At 42.9% G+C, this 17,267-nt stretch carries 15 protein-coding genes and 1 riboswitch; of the genes, 14 read left to right on the top strand and 1 reads right to left on the bottom strand.

The features are described 5' to 3' along the window. Positions 1-3 precede the first annotated feature (3 nt). The 9 genes from nrfD to mobA all read left to right on the top strand — a co-directional run bounded on the left by nrfD (position 4) and on the right by mobA (position 9,264). Complete coding sequence (gene nrfD / locus LJE72_RS04490; protein WP_229246426.1) at positions 4-966, top strand: NrfD/PsrC family molybdoenzyme membrane anchor subunit; 963 nt, start codon at positions 4-6, stop codon at positions 964-966. Continuing rightward, positions 966-3,167, top strand: a complete 2,202-nt coding sequence (locus tag LJE72_RS04485; protein WP_229246425.1) for a molybdopterin-containing oxidoreductase family protein — start codon at positions 966-968, stop codon at positions 3,165-3,167. The genes nrfD and LJE72_RS04485 overlap by 1 nt, the downstream gene beginning before the upstream one ends. Before the next feature lie 297 nt (positions 3,168-3,464). Then, a riboswitch (molybdenum cofactor riboswitch) is annotated at positions 3,465-3,596 on the top strand. 164 nt (positions 3,597-3,760) lie between these two features. After that, positions 3,761-4,720 (top strand): GTP 3',8-cyclase MoaA, encoded by a 960-nt coding sequence (moaA, locus tag LJE72_RS04480; protein ID WP_229246424.1) that lies wholly within the window; start codon positions 3,761-3,763, stop codon positions 4,718-4,720. A gap of 82 nt (positions 4,721-4,802) precedes the next feature. After that, entirely contained in the window at positions 4,803-5,825 is a 1,023-nt protein-coding gene (locus tag LJE72_RS04475; RefSeq protein ID WP_229246423.1) for a molybdopterin-binding protein, read from the top strand. 20 nt (positions 5,826-5,845) lie between these two features. Beyond that, a complete protein-coding gene (gene moaC, locus LJE72_RS04470; protein ID WP_229246422.1) occupies positions 5,846-6,316 on the top strand; it encodes a cyclic pyranopterin monophosphate synthase MoaC in 471 nt (156 codons plus the stop codon). An 85-nt stretch (positions 6,317-6,401) separates the two neighbouring features. Beyond that, positions 6,402-6,842: an MOSC domain-containing protein gene (locus LJE72_RS04465; RefSeq protein WP_229246421.1), complete on the top strand. Its 441-nt coding sequence runs from the start codon at positions 6,402-6,404 to the stop codon at positions 6,840-6,842. After that, a complete protein-coding gene (locus LJE72_RS04460; protein ID WP_229246420.1) occupies positions 6,839-8,044 on the top strand; it encodes a molybdopterin molybdotransferase MoeA in 1,206 nt (401 codons plus the stop codon). The genes LJE72_RS04465 and LJE72_RS04460 overlap by 4 nt, the downstream gene beginning before the upstream one ends. A gap of 10 nt (positions 8,045-8,054) precedes the next feature. Continuing rightward, a complete protein-coding gene (gene mobB, locus LJE72_RS04455) occupies positions 8,055-8,585 on the top strand; it encodes a molybdopterin-guanine dinucleotide biosynthesis protein B (RefSeq protein WP_229246419.1) in 531 nt (176 codons plus the stop codon). 88 nt (positions 8,586-8,673) lie between these two features. Then, entirely contained in the window at positions 8,674-9,264 is a 591-nt protein-coding gene (mobA, locus tag LJE72_RS04450; protein ID WP_282437830.1) for a molybdenum cofactor guanylyltransferase, read from the top strand. Positions 9,265-9,713: 449 nt separating this feature from the next. Here the strand turns inward: mobA and LJE72_RS04445 are convergent, their stop codons facing one another. Then, positions 9,714-9,959: a hypothetical protein gene (locus LJE72_RS04445; RefSeq protein WP_229246417.1), complete on the bottom strand. Its 246-nt coding sequence runs from the start codon at positions 9,957-9,959 to the stop codon at positions 9,714-9,716. Positions 9,960-10,389: 430 nt separating this feature from the next. Between LJE72_RS04445 and LJE72_RS04440 the strand changes: the two genes are divergently transcribed. The 5 genes from LJE72_RS04440 (at position 10,390) to LJE72_RS04420 (ending at position 17,171) form a co-directional block, all read left to right on the top strand. Then, on the top strand, positions 10,390-12,630 hold the full coding sequence (locus tag LJE72_RS04440; RefSeq protein ID WP_229246416.1) for a molybdopterin-dependent oxidoreductase: 2,241 nt from the start codon (positions 10,390-10,392) through the stop codon (positions 12,628-12,630). Between the two features lie 55 nt (positions 12,631-12,685). Then, on the top strand, positions 12,686-13,021 hold the full coding sequence (locus LJE72_RS04435) for a 4Fe-4S dicluster domain-containing protein (RefSeq protein WP_229246415.1): 336 nt from the start codon (positions 12,686-12,688) through the stop codon (positions 13,019-13,021). 89 nt (positions 13,022-13,110) lie between these two features. Beyond that, entirely contained in the window at positions 13,111-13,311 is a 201-nt protein-coding gene (locus tag LJE72_RS04430) for a hypothetical protein (RefSeq protein WP_229246414.1), read from the top strand. Positions 13,312-13,386: 75 nt separating this feature from the next. Continuing rightward, positions 13,387-14,637, top strand: coding sequence for an MFS transporter (locus LJE72_RS04425; protein ID WP_229246413.1), 1,251 nt, complete (start codon positions 13,387-13,389; stop codon positions 14,635-14,637). A gap of 446 nt (positions 14,638-15,083) precedes the next feature. Beyond that, a complete protein-coding gene (locus LJE72_RS04420; RefSeq protein ID WP_229246412.1) occupies positions 15,084-17,171 on the top strand; it encodes a sigma-54 interaction domain-containing protein in 2,088 nt (695 codons plus the stop codon). Positions 17,172-17,267: the final 96 nt, after the last annotated feature.

Genomic DNA, 17,267 nt, shown 5'->3' with positions numbered 1-17,267 from the left:
TTGATGGCACAAAAACATGAGACGTGGGGTTGGATGCTGGCCGTCGATTTCTTTTTCGCAGGAATGGGCGGTGGGATGCTTGTAATAGCTGGACTTAGTGATTTGTTTTTAGGAGTTGGAATGACCTCGGTTCTGGGAAATTTACTGGGTCCTTGTTTTGTTGGGCTGGGAGCATGCTTATTGGTACTGGAACTTGGCCGTCCTTTTCAATCTTGGCGGGTGTTTATGAACCCCAAGGCTATTTTGACCTTCGGTGCTTGGAATATGTTGTTTGCCATAGGATCGGGCTTTATCTATACTTCTTTCGGGATAGGAGCCCTTCCCTGGAGTAACTCGATCCCAGTTCGTGAGTTTTTTGCTGTAACCAATGTAATTTTTGGTATGATTGTAGCCACTTACCCAGGTGTCCTGCTTGCGCGGCATAAATCCCGTCCCTTCTGGACGGGCACAGGAATCATGGGATTATTCCTGATCTCTTCGCTGGTTACCGGGGGGGCTGCCCACATGATTAGTCAGTACGTTTATGGCGCAATTTCTTCAATAGTTTCAAGTTGGGGTATTGTTGATGCATCTTCATCGGCTGTTTTGAGGGGATTACCATTTTTCGTAGCGGGACTGCTGGCATTGCAGTTGATTCTTTGGATAGGATATGTCTGGATCAAACATTCCGGATCGACTAAACGTGAAACGATTGCTGCTGAAAGATGGATCAGCGGAAACTACGCTATGCCTTTCAAGGGTGGTTTCCTCTTATTAGGAACCTTTCTGCCCTTGGTGTTAGTCTTAATCCCCGGTGATCTAATGAAAGGACTCGGTGCCTTACTTGTTATCCTCGGAGGACTTATCATGCGTTTATTGGTAGTTTACAGTGGTCAAGACAGAACATGGCTGCCTGGTGAGCAAAAATATCGCTCCAGACTACCTCTGGGTCACGAAGCTTTCTTAAAAGCCTGGAATAGTAAGTAATGAAAGAAGAAAAACAGGTAAGAACAAATTGTCGTTTCTGTGGGTATTTGTGCGGACATACAGCTACGGTAAGTGATGGGCGATTAATTGATATTACTCCCGACAACACTAGATTTCCCTGTGATGACAGTGTTTTGAAGGGATGTCAACGCTGGCGTCTTGCCCAGGAATATTTAGAGCATCCAGGGCGAATAAATTATCCTCGTAAAAGAGTTGGGGAACGGGGCAGTGGCCAATGGCAGGAAATTAGTTGGGATCAAGCTTTAGATGAGATCGCTGAGAAATTGCAAAGTTTGAAGGAACAATACGGACCGGAAATGCTTTCTACAGCAATCGGAGGTCCAAATACTTCTTACTGGCCCCTTCATCGATTCATGAATCTTTTTGGAAGCCCAAACAACATGGGAATTGGACAAATCTGTTGGAATCCGGCAACTTGGATCAATACCTTGACCTATGGATGGACCATTGAAAATGAAATTGATCCCAGTCATACTCAATGTGCTATGGTTTGGGCAACAAACCCGAAAGAATCGGATAATTCTCTGTTTTGGAGAACCGTGTTAGAGTTTAGTCGCACAGGGAAACCTTTAATAGTCGTTGACCCGTGCTGTACCAAGACGGCTGAAGGGGCTACGCTTTGGTTGCAGATAAAACCAGGGACAGACGGATTTTTAGCGCTGGGTCTACTGCATGTAATTATTACGGAAGGGCTGTATGACCATGAATTTGTAGAAAAGTGGTGCCATGGATTTGAACAGCTGAAGAAACATGTCCTGCGCTTCAACCCCCTTTATGTTGAGGGTATTACCGGGATTAAAGCAGATGATATCATTAAGGCGGCACGCTTATATAGTAAAAGCCCACCGGCATCTTTGTACAGTGGGCGAGGAATAGATCAACTCGGATCAAATAGCATTGCGGTTCACCGTGCTTTAGCTATTATGCGGGCAATAACGGGAAATATTGATGTTCTCGGAGCATCTCATTTAGCCGAAATGCCTGATTTTGTCCCTGAAATTGATCAAGAGTTAAGTGATAGCTTTCCAGACCTATCCCTAGAAAAACAATTAGGAAAGGATCAGATATTGCTTCAATCCTATCCTGGTTATGAACGAGTGCGGGAACTTACAATGCGTCATGGCAAGCGCATGCCCATGCGCTACCTCACTTCTGCTCACCCAAACTTAGTGTGGAAAGCGATGCTATCCGGGGAACCCTATCCCATTAGGTCGTTGATCGTATCGGCGACTAATCCTTTGCTTACTCAGGCAGACACCCAGTTGATCTATCAAGCCCTAAAAAGTCTTGACCTGCTCATAACCTTAGAATTGTTTAACACACCCACCGCTATGCTTTCTGACTATGTACTTCCCAGTGCAGGTGCTTTCGAACGGCCTTTGTTTGAGACTAAAGCCGGAACGGCTAACCTGGCTTACGGAGGAGAGCAGGCTCTTCAACCCTATTTTGAAAGAAAACCTGACTTTTTTTTCTGGAGAGAGCTGGGGAAAAGGCTCGGACAAAGTGACTATTGGGTAGAAGAAACCATGCAAGACAACTTAAGAAAATGTCTGGCCCCTGCGAATATGAGTTGGGAAGAGTTTTGTAGTGAAGGACTATATGCAACCCCCAATACCTATCAAAAGCATGAGATTACAGATGTTTCAGGGGGAAAACCAGCAGGGTTCGCAACTATCAGCGGAAAGGTTGAGTTATATAGTGAGATCCTACTGGAGTTAGGGTCTGAACCCCTGCCGGAACCTGTACTACCATTATCTCCGGATGCAAACTATCCACTGCAGTTAATTACGGGTTCGAGGACACAGCCTTACAACGCCTCCAGCTTTCGTCAGTTTGAGCGATTGCGAAAACTTCATCCTCAGCCCTTGGCTAAAATCAATCCTAAAACAGCAGAGCGGTTTGGTCTTCAGGAGGGACGTGAAGTATGGGTTGAGACGGAACAAGGGAGGGCTTTGTTTACCATAAAATACGCAAATATGTGTCCTGAAGTTGTGAGTGTGGAATATGGTTGGTGGTATCCTGAAATGGAGGCCAGTGAACCTTCATTGGGTGGACTTTGGATTTCCAATGCTAACATTCTAACGAATGGGGATTTTGAGAAATCAGATAAATTAATTGGGACATGGACATACAATGGGATACCTTGTCGAGTAGTTCAATGTGAACCAAGCCAAAGTTAGTATTGAAGGGTCTATGACTTGGCGTCAGCCAAGTTTTCTTGATGGTTTATAGGCCGATTCCTGTAATTCTAGTTCTAAAAAGACAATTATTTCGCAAAATGACACAATCAGAAGTTAAGTCATTTGAGACAGAATGTGGACAAAAGCACTAAAGGCAATGCTCGGGATGAAAATTCCTTTGAACCTCCAATGTGGCACCATTTTTGCAATAGTAAGGGATATAGAACTTCCTTCATAAAGAAAGGAGAATAGTATTAGCAAAGATTAACAAAAGTTTCATGACAGACTTTAAATAGTTTAGATTAGCTTCTCCGAACCTTTGATCCTAAAGTTAACACTATGGAGATAAGGTCTGGGCAAAAAGTCCACAGAGTAGTAGAAGAAATTTTATTACTTGCTGTTTGGCGAAGGAGATGCAAGCAAAAGAAGGTTTGGGTGACAAAACCGACCCCTACGTCTTTTCCTGCATTTTTTAAAAATGCAGGATTTTTTATGCTTATCCCCATGCCGCTATGCGATAGAGATAAATAGTTGCCGCAACAAATAGACTCGTTAAAGATTCACGGAATGCTGGCTTACGAGGAGTTGGAAATATGATAGATAGTTTCGGCAGAGATATAAATTACCTGCGTTTATCTGTGACTGATTTATGTAATTTAAAATGTACCTATTGCATGCCTGAAAAGGGAATAGCCAAGAAAGGACGGAAGGAAATCCTTCGCTTGGAAACAATTGAGGAGATTGCCAGAAGTGCCGTCAAGCTGGGTATCAGAAAAATTAGGCTTACAGGTGGAGAGCCCCTTGTCAGAAATGGAATCATTGAAGTCATTAGAAATATTGCACAGCTTAAAAATCAAGGGTTAAAGGATTTGGGTCTGACTACAAATGGGATTTTATTGAAAGACTGCGCCGACCAACTAAAAATGGCGGGTTTAACTCGAGTCAATATCAGCATTGACAGTTTGGATTCCAGGAAATATGCAAAGATCACAAGGGGGGGCAATGTTTCCCATGTGTTTGCAGGTATTCAAGCTGCAAAGGAAGCAAAGCTATGGCCTCTTAAGCTCAACGTGGTACTCATAGGTGGGGTTAACGATAATGAGATTGAAGAATTTGTAGGCATGACCATGGATGATGATATCGAAGTTCGTTTTATAGAACTTATGCCATTAGGGGAAGCGAGTATCTGGGATCAAGAAAAGTTCTTAGCAAGCACAGAGATATTGAAAAGGGTCCCTCGTTTAATTCCCCTGCCTTTCAAAGGACACGGAAGTGTTGCACGACTCTATAAGCTGCCAAACAGTAAAGGCAAGGTCGGAATTATAAGTCCCCTAAGCAGTCATTTCTGTAATTACTGTAACCGGATCAGGATTACACCAGATGGCAAACTCAAACCTTGTCTGCATTCCAATGTCGAACTGGATATTCAAAATTATGGCGAAGATCTTGAACAATTTTTATATGACGGTATTAAAGCCAAGCCCTTCAGGCACTGTATCCAAGGCGATGGCTATGTTCCGATTCTGCGCAACATGAATGAAATAGGGGGGTAGAGAATCCCATATATCCCTAGAGCAGCTAAGAAAGCACCTATTAATTCATTTAATTAAAAGGCTTGAGAAAGGAAGTGCTGTTATGCACAGTATCAGGGTTGAAGATGCAGTCGGGACTGTATTATGTCACGATATCACTAAGATTGTTCCGAATGAATTTAAAGGACGAGCCTTTACCAAAGGGCACGTAATTGTGGAAGAAGATATTCCGGAACTATTAAAGTTAGGGAAAGAAAATATTTATATTTGGAAAATAGATGAGGGAAAAGTACATGAAAACCAGGCAGCAATTAGAATTGCCCAAGCAATTGTAGGCCCAGGGATCAGACTTAGTGAACCAACAGAAGGAAAAGTCAGCCTGATTGCCGATTATCAAGGGTTGTTTACGGTAGACGAAAATCTGCTGATACAGTTGAATATGATTGATGAAATCGTTATTGCCACCCGCAGCAATAGACGGCCGGTTAATGCAGGGGATATCTTAGCTGGAGTTCGAGTAGTTCCGCTGGTAATTGATGACTATAAGCTCCAAACCCTAGAAACGGTCTGTGCTGCCCAGCCCATTGTGCAGGTGAAGCCTTTTAAGAAATTGACTGCAGGTATTATAACGACAGGTAACGAGGTTTTTAAGGGTCGAATTACGGATAAATTCGGACCGGTTGTTAAGAAGAAGATCGAAGATTATGGCTGTAATGTGCTCAATCATATTATTGTCCCTGACGATGCCGGGCAAATCTCTGGAGCGGTGAATTCACTCGTCGAGCAGGGTGTTGAATTAATTCTGACGACAGGGGGAATGTCCGTTGATCCGGATGATGTAACTCCACGGGCAGTTAGAGAGGCTGGAGCTGAAATTATCACCTATGGGGCACCTGTTTTACCAGGCGCAATGATCATGGTTGCATATATGAAGGATATACCTATTCTCGGATTACCCGGTTGTGTAATGTACCATGCAACAACAATTTTTGATCTTTTGCTTCCTTCGGTTCTGGCAGGAGAGAGAATTACGAAGCCCATGGTAGCCAGATTAGGTCTGGGAGGACTATGTTTAAATTGTACTGTATGCCGTTATCCTCTATGCTCATTCGGAACCGGGGCCTAAGAAGAGAGGTTGAAATTACTATGGATTTAACACATTTTGATGAACAAGGGCGGGCCCGTATGGTCGATGTCAGTGAAAAAGCAAAAACCTCCCGGGTGGCAGTAGCCCGCGGAAAAATTACAATGAAGGCAGAAACTTTTCAACGCATTCGGTCCGGGTTAATTGCCAAGGGGGATGTATTGGCGGTGGCTCAAGTGGCTGGGATTATGGCAGCAAAGCAGACCTCACAGATCATTCCTATGTGCCATCCCCTCATGATTACAGGGGCAAAGCTTAGTTTTAACTTAGTGGAACCTGGTGAGGTGCATATCGAAGCCACCATAAAAGTCAATGGGAAAACCGGAATTGAGATGGAGGCCCTGACTGCGGTCAGTGTTGCTGCCTTAACAATCTACGATATGTGTAAAGCGATGGACAAAACAATGGTGATTGGGGATATTTGTTTAGTTGAAAAGCTAGGGGGAAAAAGTGGGCATTATCGCAGGTCGTAGTTCGAAGCTCGATTACCCTGCTTTCTACCTCGACTAGGAGAGTGAATTTTCTTATATCCAATGAGATGAAAGAGAGGACTTAATAATGGGTAAAATCATAGCTGTTTGCACGAGTGAAGGGAAAGGGATGCGGAAGAAAAATGTGGGTGAAGGATTTTTGAAAGTTAACTTTGGCCTTGAAGGAGATGCCCATGGCGGAGATTGGCATCGAATGGTTAGCTTGCTGGGGATGGAAAGTATCAAGAAGATGACAGACAAAGGGTTGGATGTGGGACCGGGGGACTTTGCGGAAAATTTAACAACGGAAGGGCTGGAACTATTCACCCTTCCCATTGGAACAAAACTGAAGATAGGGGAAAGCAGTATCGGAGAAGTCACTCAAATCGGTAAAGAATGCCATACAAAATGTGCAATATACTATCAGGCCGGGGACTGTGTCATGCCGAAAGAAGGAATATTTATTCGGTTGTTAGAAGGTGGAGCTGTTCGTGTCGGTGACGGCATCGAGGTGATAGCTTCTTCATGAAAACCATGATTGAACTAGAAGAGGCTTTGGAGTTAGTACTTAGCCGCATACAACCGGTTGAAACAGAGTGTGTTTTAATTTCAGATGCTTATAATCGTGTATTAGCTACAGATGTGACATCCCAAATTGCCATGCCACCCTTTGAACGTTCGCCTCTTGATGGGTATGCTTATCTAGCTATGGCAGGAGATCTTCACCCACTCCGGCTTAAAGTGGTGAGTGAAATCCCGGCTGGAACTTTCCCGGACCGAGATATCGCGCCAGGTGAGGCTGCAAAGATATTCACGGGCGCTCCTATTCCACTTGGTGCTAACTGTGTTGTGAGGATGGAAGACACTAAACAAATCGGTGATGAAGTGACAATCTTGCATCCCGTATTACCCGGTTCCAATATCATACCGAAAGGGGAGGAGATCAAAACGGGAGATCTTCTCCTTAAACAGGGTTTCTTTTTAAACCCACCGGCCATTGGGCTTCTGGCGGCAGTTGGACAGGAACAGGTCATGGTATATCGTCGACCGCGGGTGGGGTTGATCTCCACCGGGGCGGAACTTATGGAGGCAGGGCAACCCTTGCGCCCTGCTAAGATTTATAACAGTAACAGTTCGACTCTACGCGGAATGATTCAAGAATCCGGGTGTGAGGTTTTAGCGGTTTCTATTGTTTCCGATGAAATCGAGGAGACCCTCAAAGCGTTGGAGATGTTTGCAGACACTGACATAGTCATAGCCACCGGCGGAGCCTCTGTGGGCGATTATGATATTATGCGCCATGCACTTGCCCGGTTTGGGTGTGAAATGCTGTTTTGGAAATTGAATCTGAAGCCGGGAACGCCAGTGTCCGTCGGGCAAAAAGAAAAGCAGCTCTTTATCTCCCTTTCAGGAAATCCTGCGGCTGCTATGGTGACCTTTGAACTTTTAGTTCGTCCGGCACTTCGCAAATTAGCGGGACGAAGGACGGTAGAAGCGGGAAGATTTCTTGTTAAAATGGCAAGGGGCTTTGGAAAGGCAGGGAAACAACGACGCTTTTTACGTGCTCAAGCGGTGTTTGAAAATGGAGAAATTTGGGCAGATCCGGCTCCGGCACAAGGATCGGGAATTCTTCGCTCCATGATTGGTTGCCATTTGTTAGTGGATGTGCCTGCAAACCATGGGTCAGTGGAACCTGGGGAACTCTTGATGGCGGGTTGGATTACGGACTAGGAGGCTTAAGATGCATGTTCATTTATCAGAAGAATGTCCTCAAATACCCGTCATTTCCATCGTGGGTGGAAAGTCCAATTCAGGGAAGACGACTCTTTTAGTGAAAATTATCCGTGCAGCGAAGGGCCGTGGGTGGAGAGTGGCAACCCTTAAACATGATGTCCATGGGTTCGAGATGGATCAGCCAGGTAAAGATACCTGGCACCATGCCCAAGCGGGCGCGGATATCGTCGCCATAAGCTCACCGCATAAGATCGCCATTATGGAGAGTGTCTCTGAGGATCTGCCTCTCGATGAGGTCATCGCCCGAATTCAGGGGGTAGATGTGATTTTTACCGAGGGATACAAGAGGGGTAACAAGCCAAAGATTGAGGTATTTCGTTCAGCTGTCCATCAAGGGCTTTTAACCAAACCGGAGGAACTTATTGCAATTGCAAGTGATGTCTCTTTTGATAATGGGATTCCATGTTTTGGGTTGGATGATGCCGAGGGGATTTGTGACTTAATTGAGAAACTATTTGGAGTGAAGGGCAGTGCCTAAATATGGGCTTTGGGAGAGTATTGGGTAGCTTTGAAAACTGAATATAAGGAGGTCGTCAAAAATTACTAATTTACTGCGACTCCCAAAATTGAAGGCGACCGGTATTTTGTTAGTAGGCGGAAAAAGCTCGCGAATGAAAAAGAATAAGGCCTTCCTTGAACTGGAAGGCAAGCCTTTAGTAGAGCGAAGTTTAACCGTTTTGCAAGCAGTATTTGCAGAAGTTTTGATCAGCAGCAACAAGGCAGAATTGTATGAAGGCTTTGAAGTACCGATCATTCTAGACGAGATTCCCGGTCGAGGCCCTCTTGAAGGGATTTATCAAGGGTTAAAAGCGGCGGCCTATGATGAAGTTTTTGTCTTAGCCTGTGATATACCCTTTTTAAGAACAGAGCTTATCCGGTTTATGGCTACTTGGAATTCGGTGTATGATGTTGTGGTTCCAAGTCTTCAATCCGGGCTTCACCCGTTACATGCCTTTTATCATCGACGTTGCCTTCCCTTAATCAAGAAAAGTCTTGAGGCGAATAGCCTCAAGGTTATTGATCTTTATCCATCTTGTTCTGTGCGGTATGTAAAAGAAACTGAGCTTCAAAATTATAATAATTTGAGTCGGCTCTTTTGTAATATTAATACACCGGAAGATTGGTCGGCGATCCTTACAGGGGGAGAATCTACATGAATCAATGCAGGTTCTCCCTCTGTATACCACCATTCAAATCAACGAAAATCCGGGTTCCCTCGCTTCATATTCCCTTAAAGGAGATCAACCTTTGGATTTCGGTGGCGTATGCCACTTGCAGGACTGTTGTACGACGCCATCTTTAGGAGGCGCTTTATATTTACCACAAGGATTGGCGCACAGCTTTTCGATATATAAGCACATAACGGTGGGGGGGGCCACTGATTCAGGAAGAACTGCACCGCATTTTTTGCAGTTTTTAAGTTCGGGAAAACTATAGCTATTACAGGCAGGACACTTTTTGGGTTTTTCTTTTGGTGGCTTACAATTTCCGCAATAGGGATTACAAGACCAACACATAATGTTACCTCCTTGGGTCAACAAACAAAATGGCTATCTTCGTTTTGGAAGCAGCCATTTTTTAAATGTATTTGATTTTCGAATTCTAATCAATCAAGTTGGCTAAGAGCTGTTACAAGGGTTGTCTTAATGTGCAACACATGCATCTTCTCAGGGTAGGCTACACCAGCACGTTCAAATATCTCACGCAGGGTTTGTTCCAGAACATCATTAGGTTTGTAGTCTTCCAGAGCTATTGCCATCTCATTCTTAAGTTCCGATAGTGGAGTTGTTAAAGGACGTTTTTCTTGAAGTTTATCCCACAATGTTACTGCATCTATTAATGTAAATGCCATTATTGCTACCTCCTTTTATCTTTACTATGAGTATACACTAATAGTTTGTGTAGTGGAGGGATGAAAAGTGAGATATCCTAAAATGATAATTAATTGCAAAAAAAGACTGTTCAATTATTCTGGGATGCACCTGCATGTGAACTTATAAACAACAGCTTTCGTATCCCAAAAAGAGATAAGCGCTAATGAGGGGGTGAATGATAAATACCTTAAAAAGCCTTGGTTTAAGCCGCTTCCAGGGGTTCTAAAAAGTTGGCATGATTATTGCAAACATTATTATACTGTGACATGCGGAAAGGGAAATCTGGTCAGTAAATACATATAGGAGGTGGTATGTAGAAAGCGAAACCTTTGTTGTTTAGATGGGGCGTAATAACAAGTTGCCAGATCCTAAAAGTCTAGAATTAAGTTCTTGAAAGGATTGTGAAAAATGAACAAAGAATGGAAAAAGGAATATGAAGATGGCTCTTATTCTGTCAGGACCTGTGGATGGTCCCCTCCGGGAGACCATCCGGTAGGATGCGGCATGAAATTGCACATTAAAGACGGTAAACTTATAAAGGTCGAGGGAGATGCAGAACATCCCATCAGTCAAGGCCGGCTGTGTGTCAGATGTCTAGCACTACCCGAATATGTACATCATCCTTCTCGTATTACCTCTCCTATGAAAAGGTCAATTGACGATAGAGGAAAAGACAAGTGGACGAAGATATCCTGGGATGAAGCTTGGGACATTATCGTTCCTAAGATTAAACAACTTAAGGCGGATCATGGTGCAGAGTCGATTGTCGTATTTGGCGGAACCGGACGTGAGGCATGCTTGTACTATTATCCACTTGGTTTTGCCTCAATTGGTACTCCGAATGTGTGCTATCCGCTCAGCGGTTGGTCTTGCTACGGACCAAGATGCGCGATTACAGATTATATTCTAGGCGCAGGGTATCCGGAGATCGATTTTGCCGGTACCTTCCCAGATCGCTATGACAACCCTGAATTTACTCTGCCTAAATATATTGTGGAGTGGGGTAAGAACCCACTGATGTCGAACCCAGATGGTTTCTATGGCCATTCCATCATCGATATGATGAAGCTGGGAACAAAAATCATTTCGATAGATCCAAGGATCACTTGGCTTGGTACTCGGTCGGAGTATGTATGTCAATTACGTCCCGGTTCAGATACTGCCCTTGCAATGGCATTCCTTAACGTCATTATTAACGAAGACCTCTATGACCACGAATTTGTGGATCAGTGGTGTTATGGTTTCGACGAATTAAAAGAACGCGTTCAGGAATACACGCCGGAGAAGGTTGAGGAAATTACTTGGGTACCGAAACAAACGATTATTGACGTTGCTAGAATTATCGGACAGAACAGCCCTACAGCTATTCAATGGGGCTTAGCAGTCGATGAAAATCCAAACGGCGTCCAACTCGGACATGCATTACTTTCTCTCGCTGCCATTACAGGCAATCTTGACGTACCTGGTGGCATAACCTTAGGGGCACCTGCTGCACTTCTAGGAAAATGGCGTGTAGAAACCCGTAGTAATCTCTCTGAAGAACTTTGGGATAAGAGGATCGGAGCTAAAGAATGGCCGGCACTAAGTACTGCCATGGCTACGACGCACCCAGACGAAACCTTAGATACTTTGGAAACGGGCAAACCATATAAACTTAGAATGGGCTGGTTCAACAGTAGTAACTTCATTACTGCTACCTGTTCAGCTCAACCTGACAGATGGTACAAAGCTCTTAAATCCTTGGAGTTTAACGTAGTACAAGATTGTTTCATGACTCCGACAGCGATGGCCTTCGCAGACATTTTCCTGCCGCTGCCCACCTTTGCTGAGCATGATGGCGTAGTAATTACTCACTTTGGGCGAAATCCCGTATTCTTAGGAGCCATGAATAAGGCTTTCACAGTCGGTGACTGCAAGTCTGACATTGAGGTTTGCATAGAACTGGGCAAAAAGCTCCATCCGGATATGTGGCCATTTGATAGTGTTGAGGATTTCTTTAGCAAGCAATTGAAGCCGGAGCTAGGCATAGATTTCAATGACTTGAGAGAAATGGGTGTGTATCAGCCTAAATATACCTACAGGAAACATGAAAAGGGCCTTTTACGGGCAGATGGTGAGCCTGGTTTCAATACGGTAACAGGCCAGGTTGAGTTGACATCCACACTATTCGAAGCCTGGGGAGACGATGCTCTGCCATATTACAAGGAGCCTCCTTATAGCCCAATCAGTACTCCGGAGTTGTTTAAAGAGTATCCGTTGATTCTTACAACCGGTGCCAGGACTTTCACTTCATTCCATTCTGAGCACAGACACATGCCATCTTTACGTGAGATTACGCCAGATCCAATCGTGGAATTAAATCCAGAGACTGCTGTCCTTCTTGGTATCAACGAAGGGGATTGGGTCGATCTTGAGAACATGTTTGGTAAGTGTAAAATGAAGGCTCATCTAACGCCATGCATTCATCCGAAGGTCGTTCATGCAGTACATGGTTGGTGGTTCCCCGAGAAACCAGCTGAAGAGCCTAGCCTGTATGGAGTATGGGATTCGAATATCAACAAATTGGTACCTCATAAACACATTGGAAAACTCGGTTTTGGTGCTCCATTCAAGCAAATGATTTGCAAAGCGACTAAGAGGGAAGCATAAGATTTCATTGTTGAAACGGAGTTAGCAGACAATTTAAGGACTGGAGGCAAAAGAAATGTCAAGTAACGGCTTATTGATTGATTATGAATATTGTACAGGTTGCCATAGCTGTGAAGTTGCTTGCAAGAACGAGCATAATATTCCTCGGGGCAAGTGGGGAATAAAACTTACCGAGGTTGGTCCATGGAAGTTGACTGGTGATAAGTGGGAGTGGAACTATGTTCCTGTTCCTACCTCGCTCTGCGATTTATGTGAGGATCGGGTGGGTAAAGGAGAGAAACCTTCTTGTGTCCATCACTGCTTGGGGAAGGCTATGGAGTATGGACCAGTGGAAGAACTGGCTAAAAAAATGGCGGCAAAGGGCAAGAAAATGGTAATGTTTGTTCCCTGATGTAAGGTTATTCGGGCACCCCTCGATATGAGGGGTACCCTGAACAATTAATATCAAAACAAAATACCTAATTGTAGGAGGCGTTAACAGTGAATAAGGAAGATTATTTAAAACTTGATAGCGATTCCAAATATAATTTTCTTAGTTCAGAATTGGCAGCGGGAAAAGATTTTAATCAAATTTTAGTTAGTATAGGTATGACTAAAGAAGATTTAGCGAAGCAAGGCTTTTATAATGTAAAAGGTAAAATCATGAGGAAACCTATAAAGGGATACGGAACTCCGAAATGATTTTCCATCGAGCTATCATAGCTGATTAAAAGCCAAAATGTTATTCTAATTATAGTTTGCGAGGGGTGTGTATGTGTGATTCAAGAAAATACCAATAGTGATAATAGAATGCATTATGGCTGGATGGTTCTTTTCGGAGGGTTCCTTACTCAGATAATCCTGATGATCAGCCTACAAACGCTGCCGATTATCATGGCTGAAGTGAAAATAGGCCTTAACTTAACCAATGCATCTGCAGGAACGATCATGTCAGTCTTTGGTTTGACTTATGCCGGATGTTCATTTATCTGGGGATATATTGCGGATCGATTTGGTGTACGAAATGCAGTAACAGCAGCGGGTATAATTTCAGCCTTGATGGTCATATTATTTGGTTTTGTTGGCGATTCATTTACCAAGGCTATCATTTTATTTGCTTTGGTTGGCTTCGGGGCTGCCGGTATTTATAGTGCCACAATACCAAAGCTGATCGGAGCCTGGTTTCACCCGAGTAAAAGAGGAAGGGCAATGAGCCTCATCACCCCCGGTGGGGTTCTTACGGCTGCAGCCTTAGGAATTGTGGCACCTAAGCTTTCAAAAGCTTTCGGCTGGCAAAGTACCTTTGTTATTTTGGGAGCAGTTGCCCTTGCATGTACAATTCTAATCTTCGTTATCGTAAGGAATAGAGCGGCAGATAAGGGTTTGACACCCATAGGTTCACCCGTAGATGCAGAGGTTGATTCCGCTCCTCCAGCAAAGGAAGGCGGATTCGGCGATGTCCTCAAAATGAGGATAACTTGGCATCTGGGAATAATGTACATCTTCTGGCAGCTTGCGTTTATGACCATAACTGTTTTCCTGGCTGTTTCTGTTAGAGGCGCTGGATTTACTGCTGTGGAAGCTGGCCTTGCAGTCACAATCTATAATTTATTACAACTTGTAGGTCAACAAATATGGGGTCCGTTGTCCGATCGCATAGAGAGAAAATTCGTCATAGGAATTGCCGGTATCTTCTGGGCAGTATTCTCAATTGCTTACATTTTTGTTTTCGGAAGTGGACTTAGCAGTATGTATGTAGTCGTGGGCTTAATGGGGGTTGGTATGGGGATGGTTCCTGTATTATTGGCTTCCTTTACTGATTATTTTCCTAAGGAGGTTCGAGGAACCGGTGCCGGTGTTATCTCAACTTTTGCCACTGTTGGACGTTTCTTTGGACCGATGATAGCTGGAATAGTAGCAGACGCTACTGGTACTGTTAGCTCGGTTTTTGGGTTTGCAGGTGTAATGATGCTGATAGCTGCTTTGATTGCATTATTGTTACCACCCATAAGAAATAAAGTTGCATAATGGTCTCCGGAACAAAATATACCCTTAAGCACATGCCATAGATGGGCGGTTTACTTTCTAAGAGTATGTAAAGATTTTCCTTCTTGAATTTACTAAGATCAGGATAATAATTTCCTGATCTTATTTTTCAGGTTCACCCGGTTTGGGATCTTACCAGAGTTATGGATCGCCATAAGAAACATTAATACTTATTGATTGGTATATCCAATCGTTGTTTCGATGGTTTAATTTATGCTATAAAAAATAGTTCGAATAAAGTTGTTTTATAATGAATTGTAAGGAATTTTCACTTGACTTAAGTCGAATATTAGATATAGTATTAGGTTATTCTAATAATAAAAAAATTTAATATGCTTGATAAAATGGACACCATAGAGGCATTTAGCCTGCAGAATTATCTATTATTTGGTCTATTAAGAGGTTGAGCGATGAGGAGGTAAATTCAGATGCCTACAAGAAACGATACTCCGAATTTGCACCAGAGTCTAGCTAACGATTTTAATTATGATTTAACCGAAAAAGGTTGGGCAGAAATTTTATCCTGCAAAAAGAGTTTTTTACAAAATGCTACGGATCCTTGTAATAACGTTCACATGAACAAAGAAGTAAGTTATTCGTGGTTAAGATCTAGAGAATTGGGCATTGACCCCTACATGGAAGTTAGAAAACCGCATTTGAGTTTAAGACAGTTTAGTGAAATGACTAAAGATAATCATTTAATTATAGAAATAGCTAGACCATTGGTTAATACTTTTAAAGTTATGACGATTTTGACTTCGGGTTATATATTATACTTGTGCGATGAAAACGGAGGGTTTTTACTACAGGAAGGCGATATGATGAGAGTGCCAACGGAAGGTTTAGTTTGGAATGAAAATACCATTGGCACTAATGTTCATTCTTTATGTGTACGGCTGAGGCGGCCTGTACAACTGATGGGGCCTGAGCATTACTGCGTAGCTTTAGAGAACATTATTGCTTCGGCTGCTCCGATACTGGATGAATCAGGAAAAGTAATCGCCACGCTTATATTGAGTCAACCATTGATAGAAAAACCTTGGCTAGAAAGTTTCCGAAATCTCCGTTCCCATACTCTAGGCCTAATAACTTCCTTGGCCAAGGCGGTTCAGGGAGAGATCAAATTACATATAAAAAATGAAAAGCTAAAAGTTAGCAACCACAATTTAGGGATTGTTAATGAAAAATTAGTAACAACCCATTCGACATTAGAAACTACATTAGCTTTTATCGATGAGGGTATTATAAGCATCGACCGAGATGGGACCATTATTCATATCAACAAGGAAGGCATCCAAATGTTGAAGTTGAATTCGGATCTAAAAGAGAAAATTAATATAAAAAAGTTTCTCTGTAGTCAATCTCGCATTATGGATTTGATATTGGAAGGAAAAAATATTGACGTAGAAGAATCCCTTTATGTAGCTGATGATGAACAGACTTATTTAATGAACATTCGGCCGATTGTGAACTTAAACACTGACCGAGTTATTGCTGCAGTTTTAAAACTTACTCATATTGAAAAAATAAATGCCTTAGCAGTTAATCGATCAGGAAGCATTGCCAGTTATAGCTTTGAGGATATTCTTGGTGAGAACAAAGAATTCAAGAAGAGTATTGCCCTGGCACAACGCTTTGCTAACTCGTCAGAAAATATTCTGATGATTGGGGAAAGCGGTACCGGAAAGGAACTCTTTGCTCAGGCTATCCACAATACTTATCGCCCTCAAGGAACCTTCATGGCAGTAAATTGTGCGGCAATGCCCCGAGAATTAATAGAGAGCGAACTGTTTGGTTATGAAGGAGGCAGTTTTACTGGTGCGGAACGTAGTGGAAGACCGGGGAAAATTGAGCTGGCCCACGGTGGGACCCTCTTCCTTGATGAAATCGGGGACATGCCTATTGAGATTCAAGCTGTTTTACTTCGAACTTTAGAGGATAAGCAAGTCATGCGTATTGGAGGTCGCCGCTATAAGAAGGTAGATTTCAGGCTGATCGCCGCTACAAACAAAGATCTCTATAGAATGGTAGAAGAACATCAATATCGTGAAGATTTGTACTTTCGGCTATCAGTATTGACACTTAATATTCCGCCCTTACGTAAAAGAGGTAATGACATTGAGGTTCTTAGCAAGTTGTTTGTAAATAATTACTGTAAAAAAAGTGGGCGAAAAATCCAGCAAATCGGTCTGGCGGCACAAAAAAGGATTAACGATTATAGATGGCCCGGTAATGTACGACAATTGCAAAATGCTATGATTTATGCAGTGAATACTACCCAGGATGATCTTATTAAGCCTGAGAACCTGCCCAATTATATTCTTCAAGACAGTGGCCCTATCAAAATTAATGAAGCATCTAATAACAATATACTTCGCCTTGAGAATCTCGAAAAAGTCGCAATAGAGAAGGCTTTACTGCATTCTAACAATTATATACCAGATGCGGCAGAGATCCTGGGAATTAGTCGTTCGACACTTTATAGAAAATTAAAAGATTATAATATAAATAATTAGTTATTTATTTAATTTCTTCTTATCGGATATGCTGAACTCACTTAAACAATGGTTCGGAATTCTAAAATGATACTCAGTCGCAAAAAAGGATTGGTA

The organism is Desulfosporosinus shakirovi (assembly GCF_020595055.1).
Classification (GTDB): Bacteria; Bacillota; Desulfitobacteriia; order Desulfitobacteriales; family Desulfitobacteriaceae; genus Desulfosporosinus; species Desulfosporosinus shakirovi.
This window is presented reverse-complemented; position numbering and strand designations above follow the sequence as displayed.

Excerpts from the sequence above, each read along its gene's own strand:
- LJE72_RS04445 (WP_229246417.1), bottom strand. The coding sequence starts at position 9,959 with ATGGCATTTACATTAATAGATGCAGTAACATTGTGGGATAAACTTCAA.
- nrfD (WP_229246426.1), top strand. The coding sequence starts at position 4 with ATGGCACAAAAACATGAGACGTGGGGTTGGATGCTGGCCGTCGATTTC.
- LJE72_RS04485 (WP_229246425.1), top strand. The coding sequence starts at position 966 with ATGAAAGAAGAAAAACAGGTAAGAACAAATTGTCGTTTCTGTGGGTAT.
- LJE72_RS04465 (WP_229246421.1), top strand. The coding sequence starts at position 6,402 with ATGGGTAAAATCATAGCTGTTTGCACGAGTGAAGGGAAAGGGATGCGG.
- moaC (WP_229246422.1), top strand. The coding sequence starts at position 5,846 with ATGGATTTAACACATTTTGATGAACAAGGGCGGGCCCGTATGGTCGAT.
- LJE72_RS04460 (WP_229246420.1), top strand. The coding sequence starts at position 6,839 with ATGAAAACCATGATTGAACTAGAAGAGGCTTTGGAGTTAGTACTTAGC.
- LJE72_RS04435 (WP_229246415.1), top strand. The coding sequence starts at position 12,686 with ATGTCAAGTAACGGCTTATTGATTGATTATGAATATTGTACAGGTTGC.
- moaA (WP_229246424.1), top strand. The coding sequence starts at position 3,761 with ATGATAGATAGTTTCGGCAGAGATATAAATTACCTGCGTTTATCTGTG.
- LJE72_RS04475 (WP_229246423.1), top strand. The coding sequence starts at position 4,803 with ATGCACAGTATCAGGGTTGAAGATGCAGTCGGGACTGTATTATGTCAC.
- LJE72_RS04440 (WP_229246416.1), top strand. The coding sequence starts at position 10,390 with ATGAACAAAGAATGGAAAAAGGAATATGAAGATGGCTCTTATTCTGTC.
- mobB (WP_229246419.1), top strand. The coding sequence starts at position 8,055 with ATGCATGTTCATTTATCAGAAGAATGTCCTCAAATACCCGTCATTTCC.
- LJE72_RS04420 (WP_229246412.1), top strand. The coding sequence starts at position 15,084 with ATGCCTACAAGAAACGATACTCCGAATTTGCACCAGAGTCTAGCTAAC.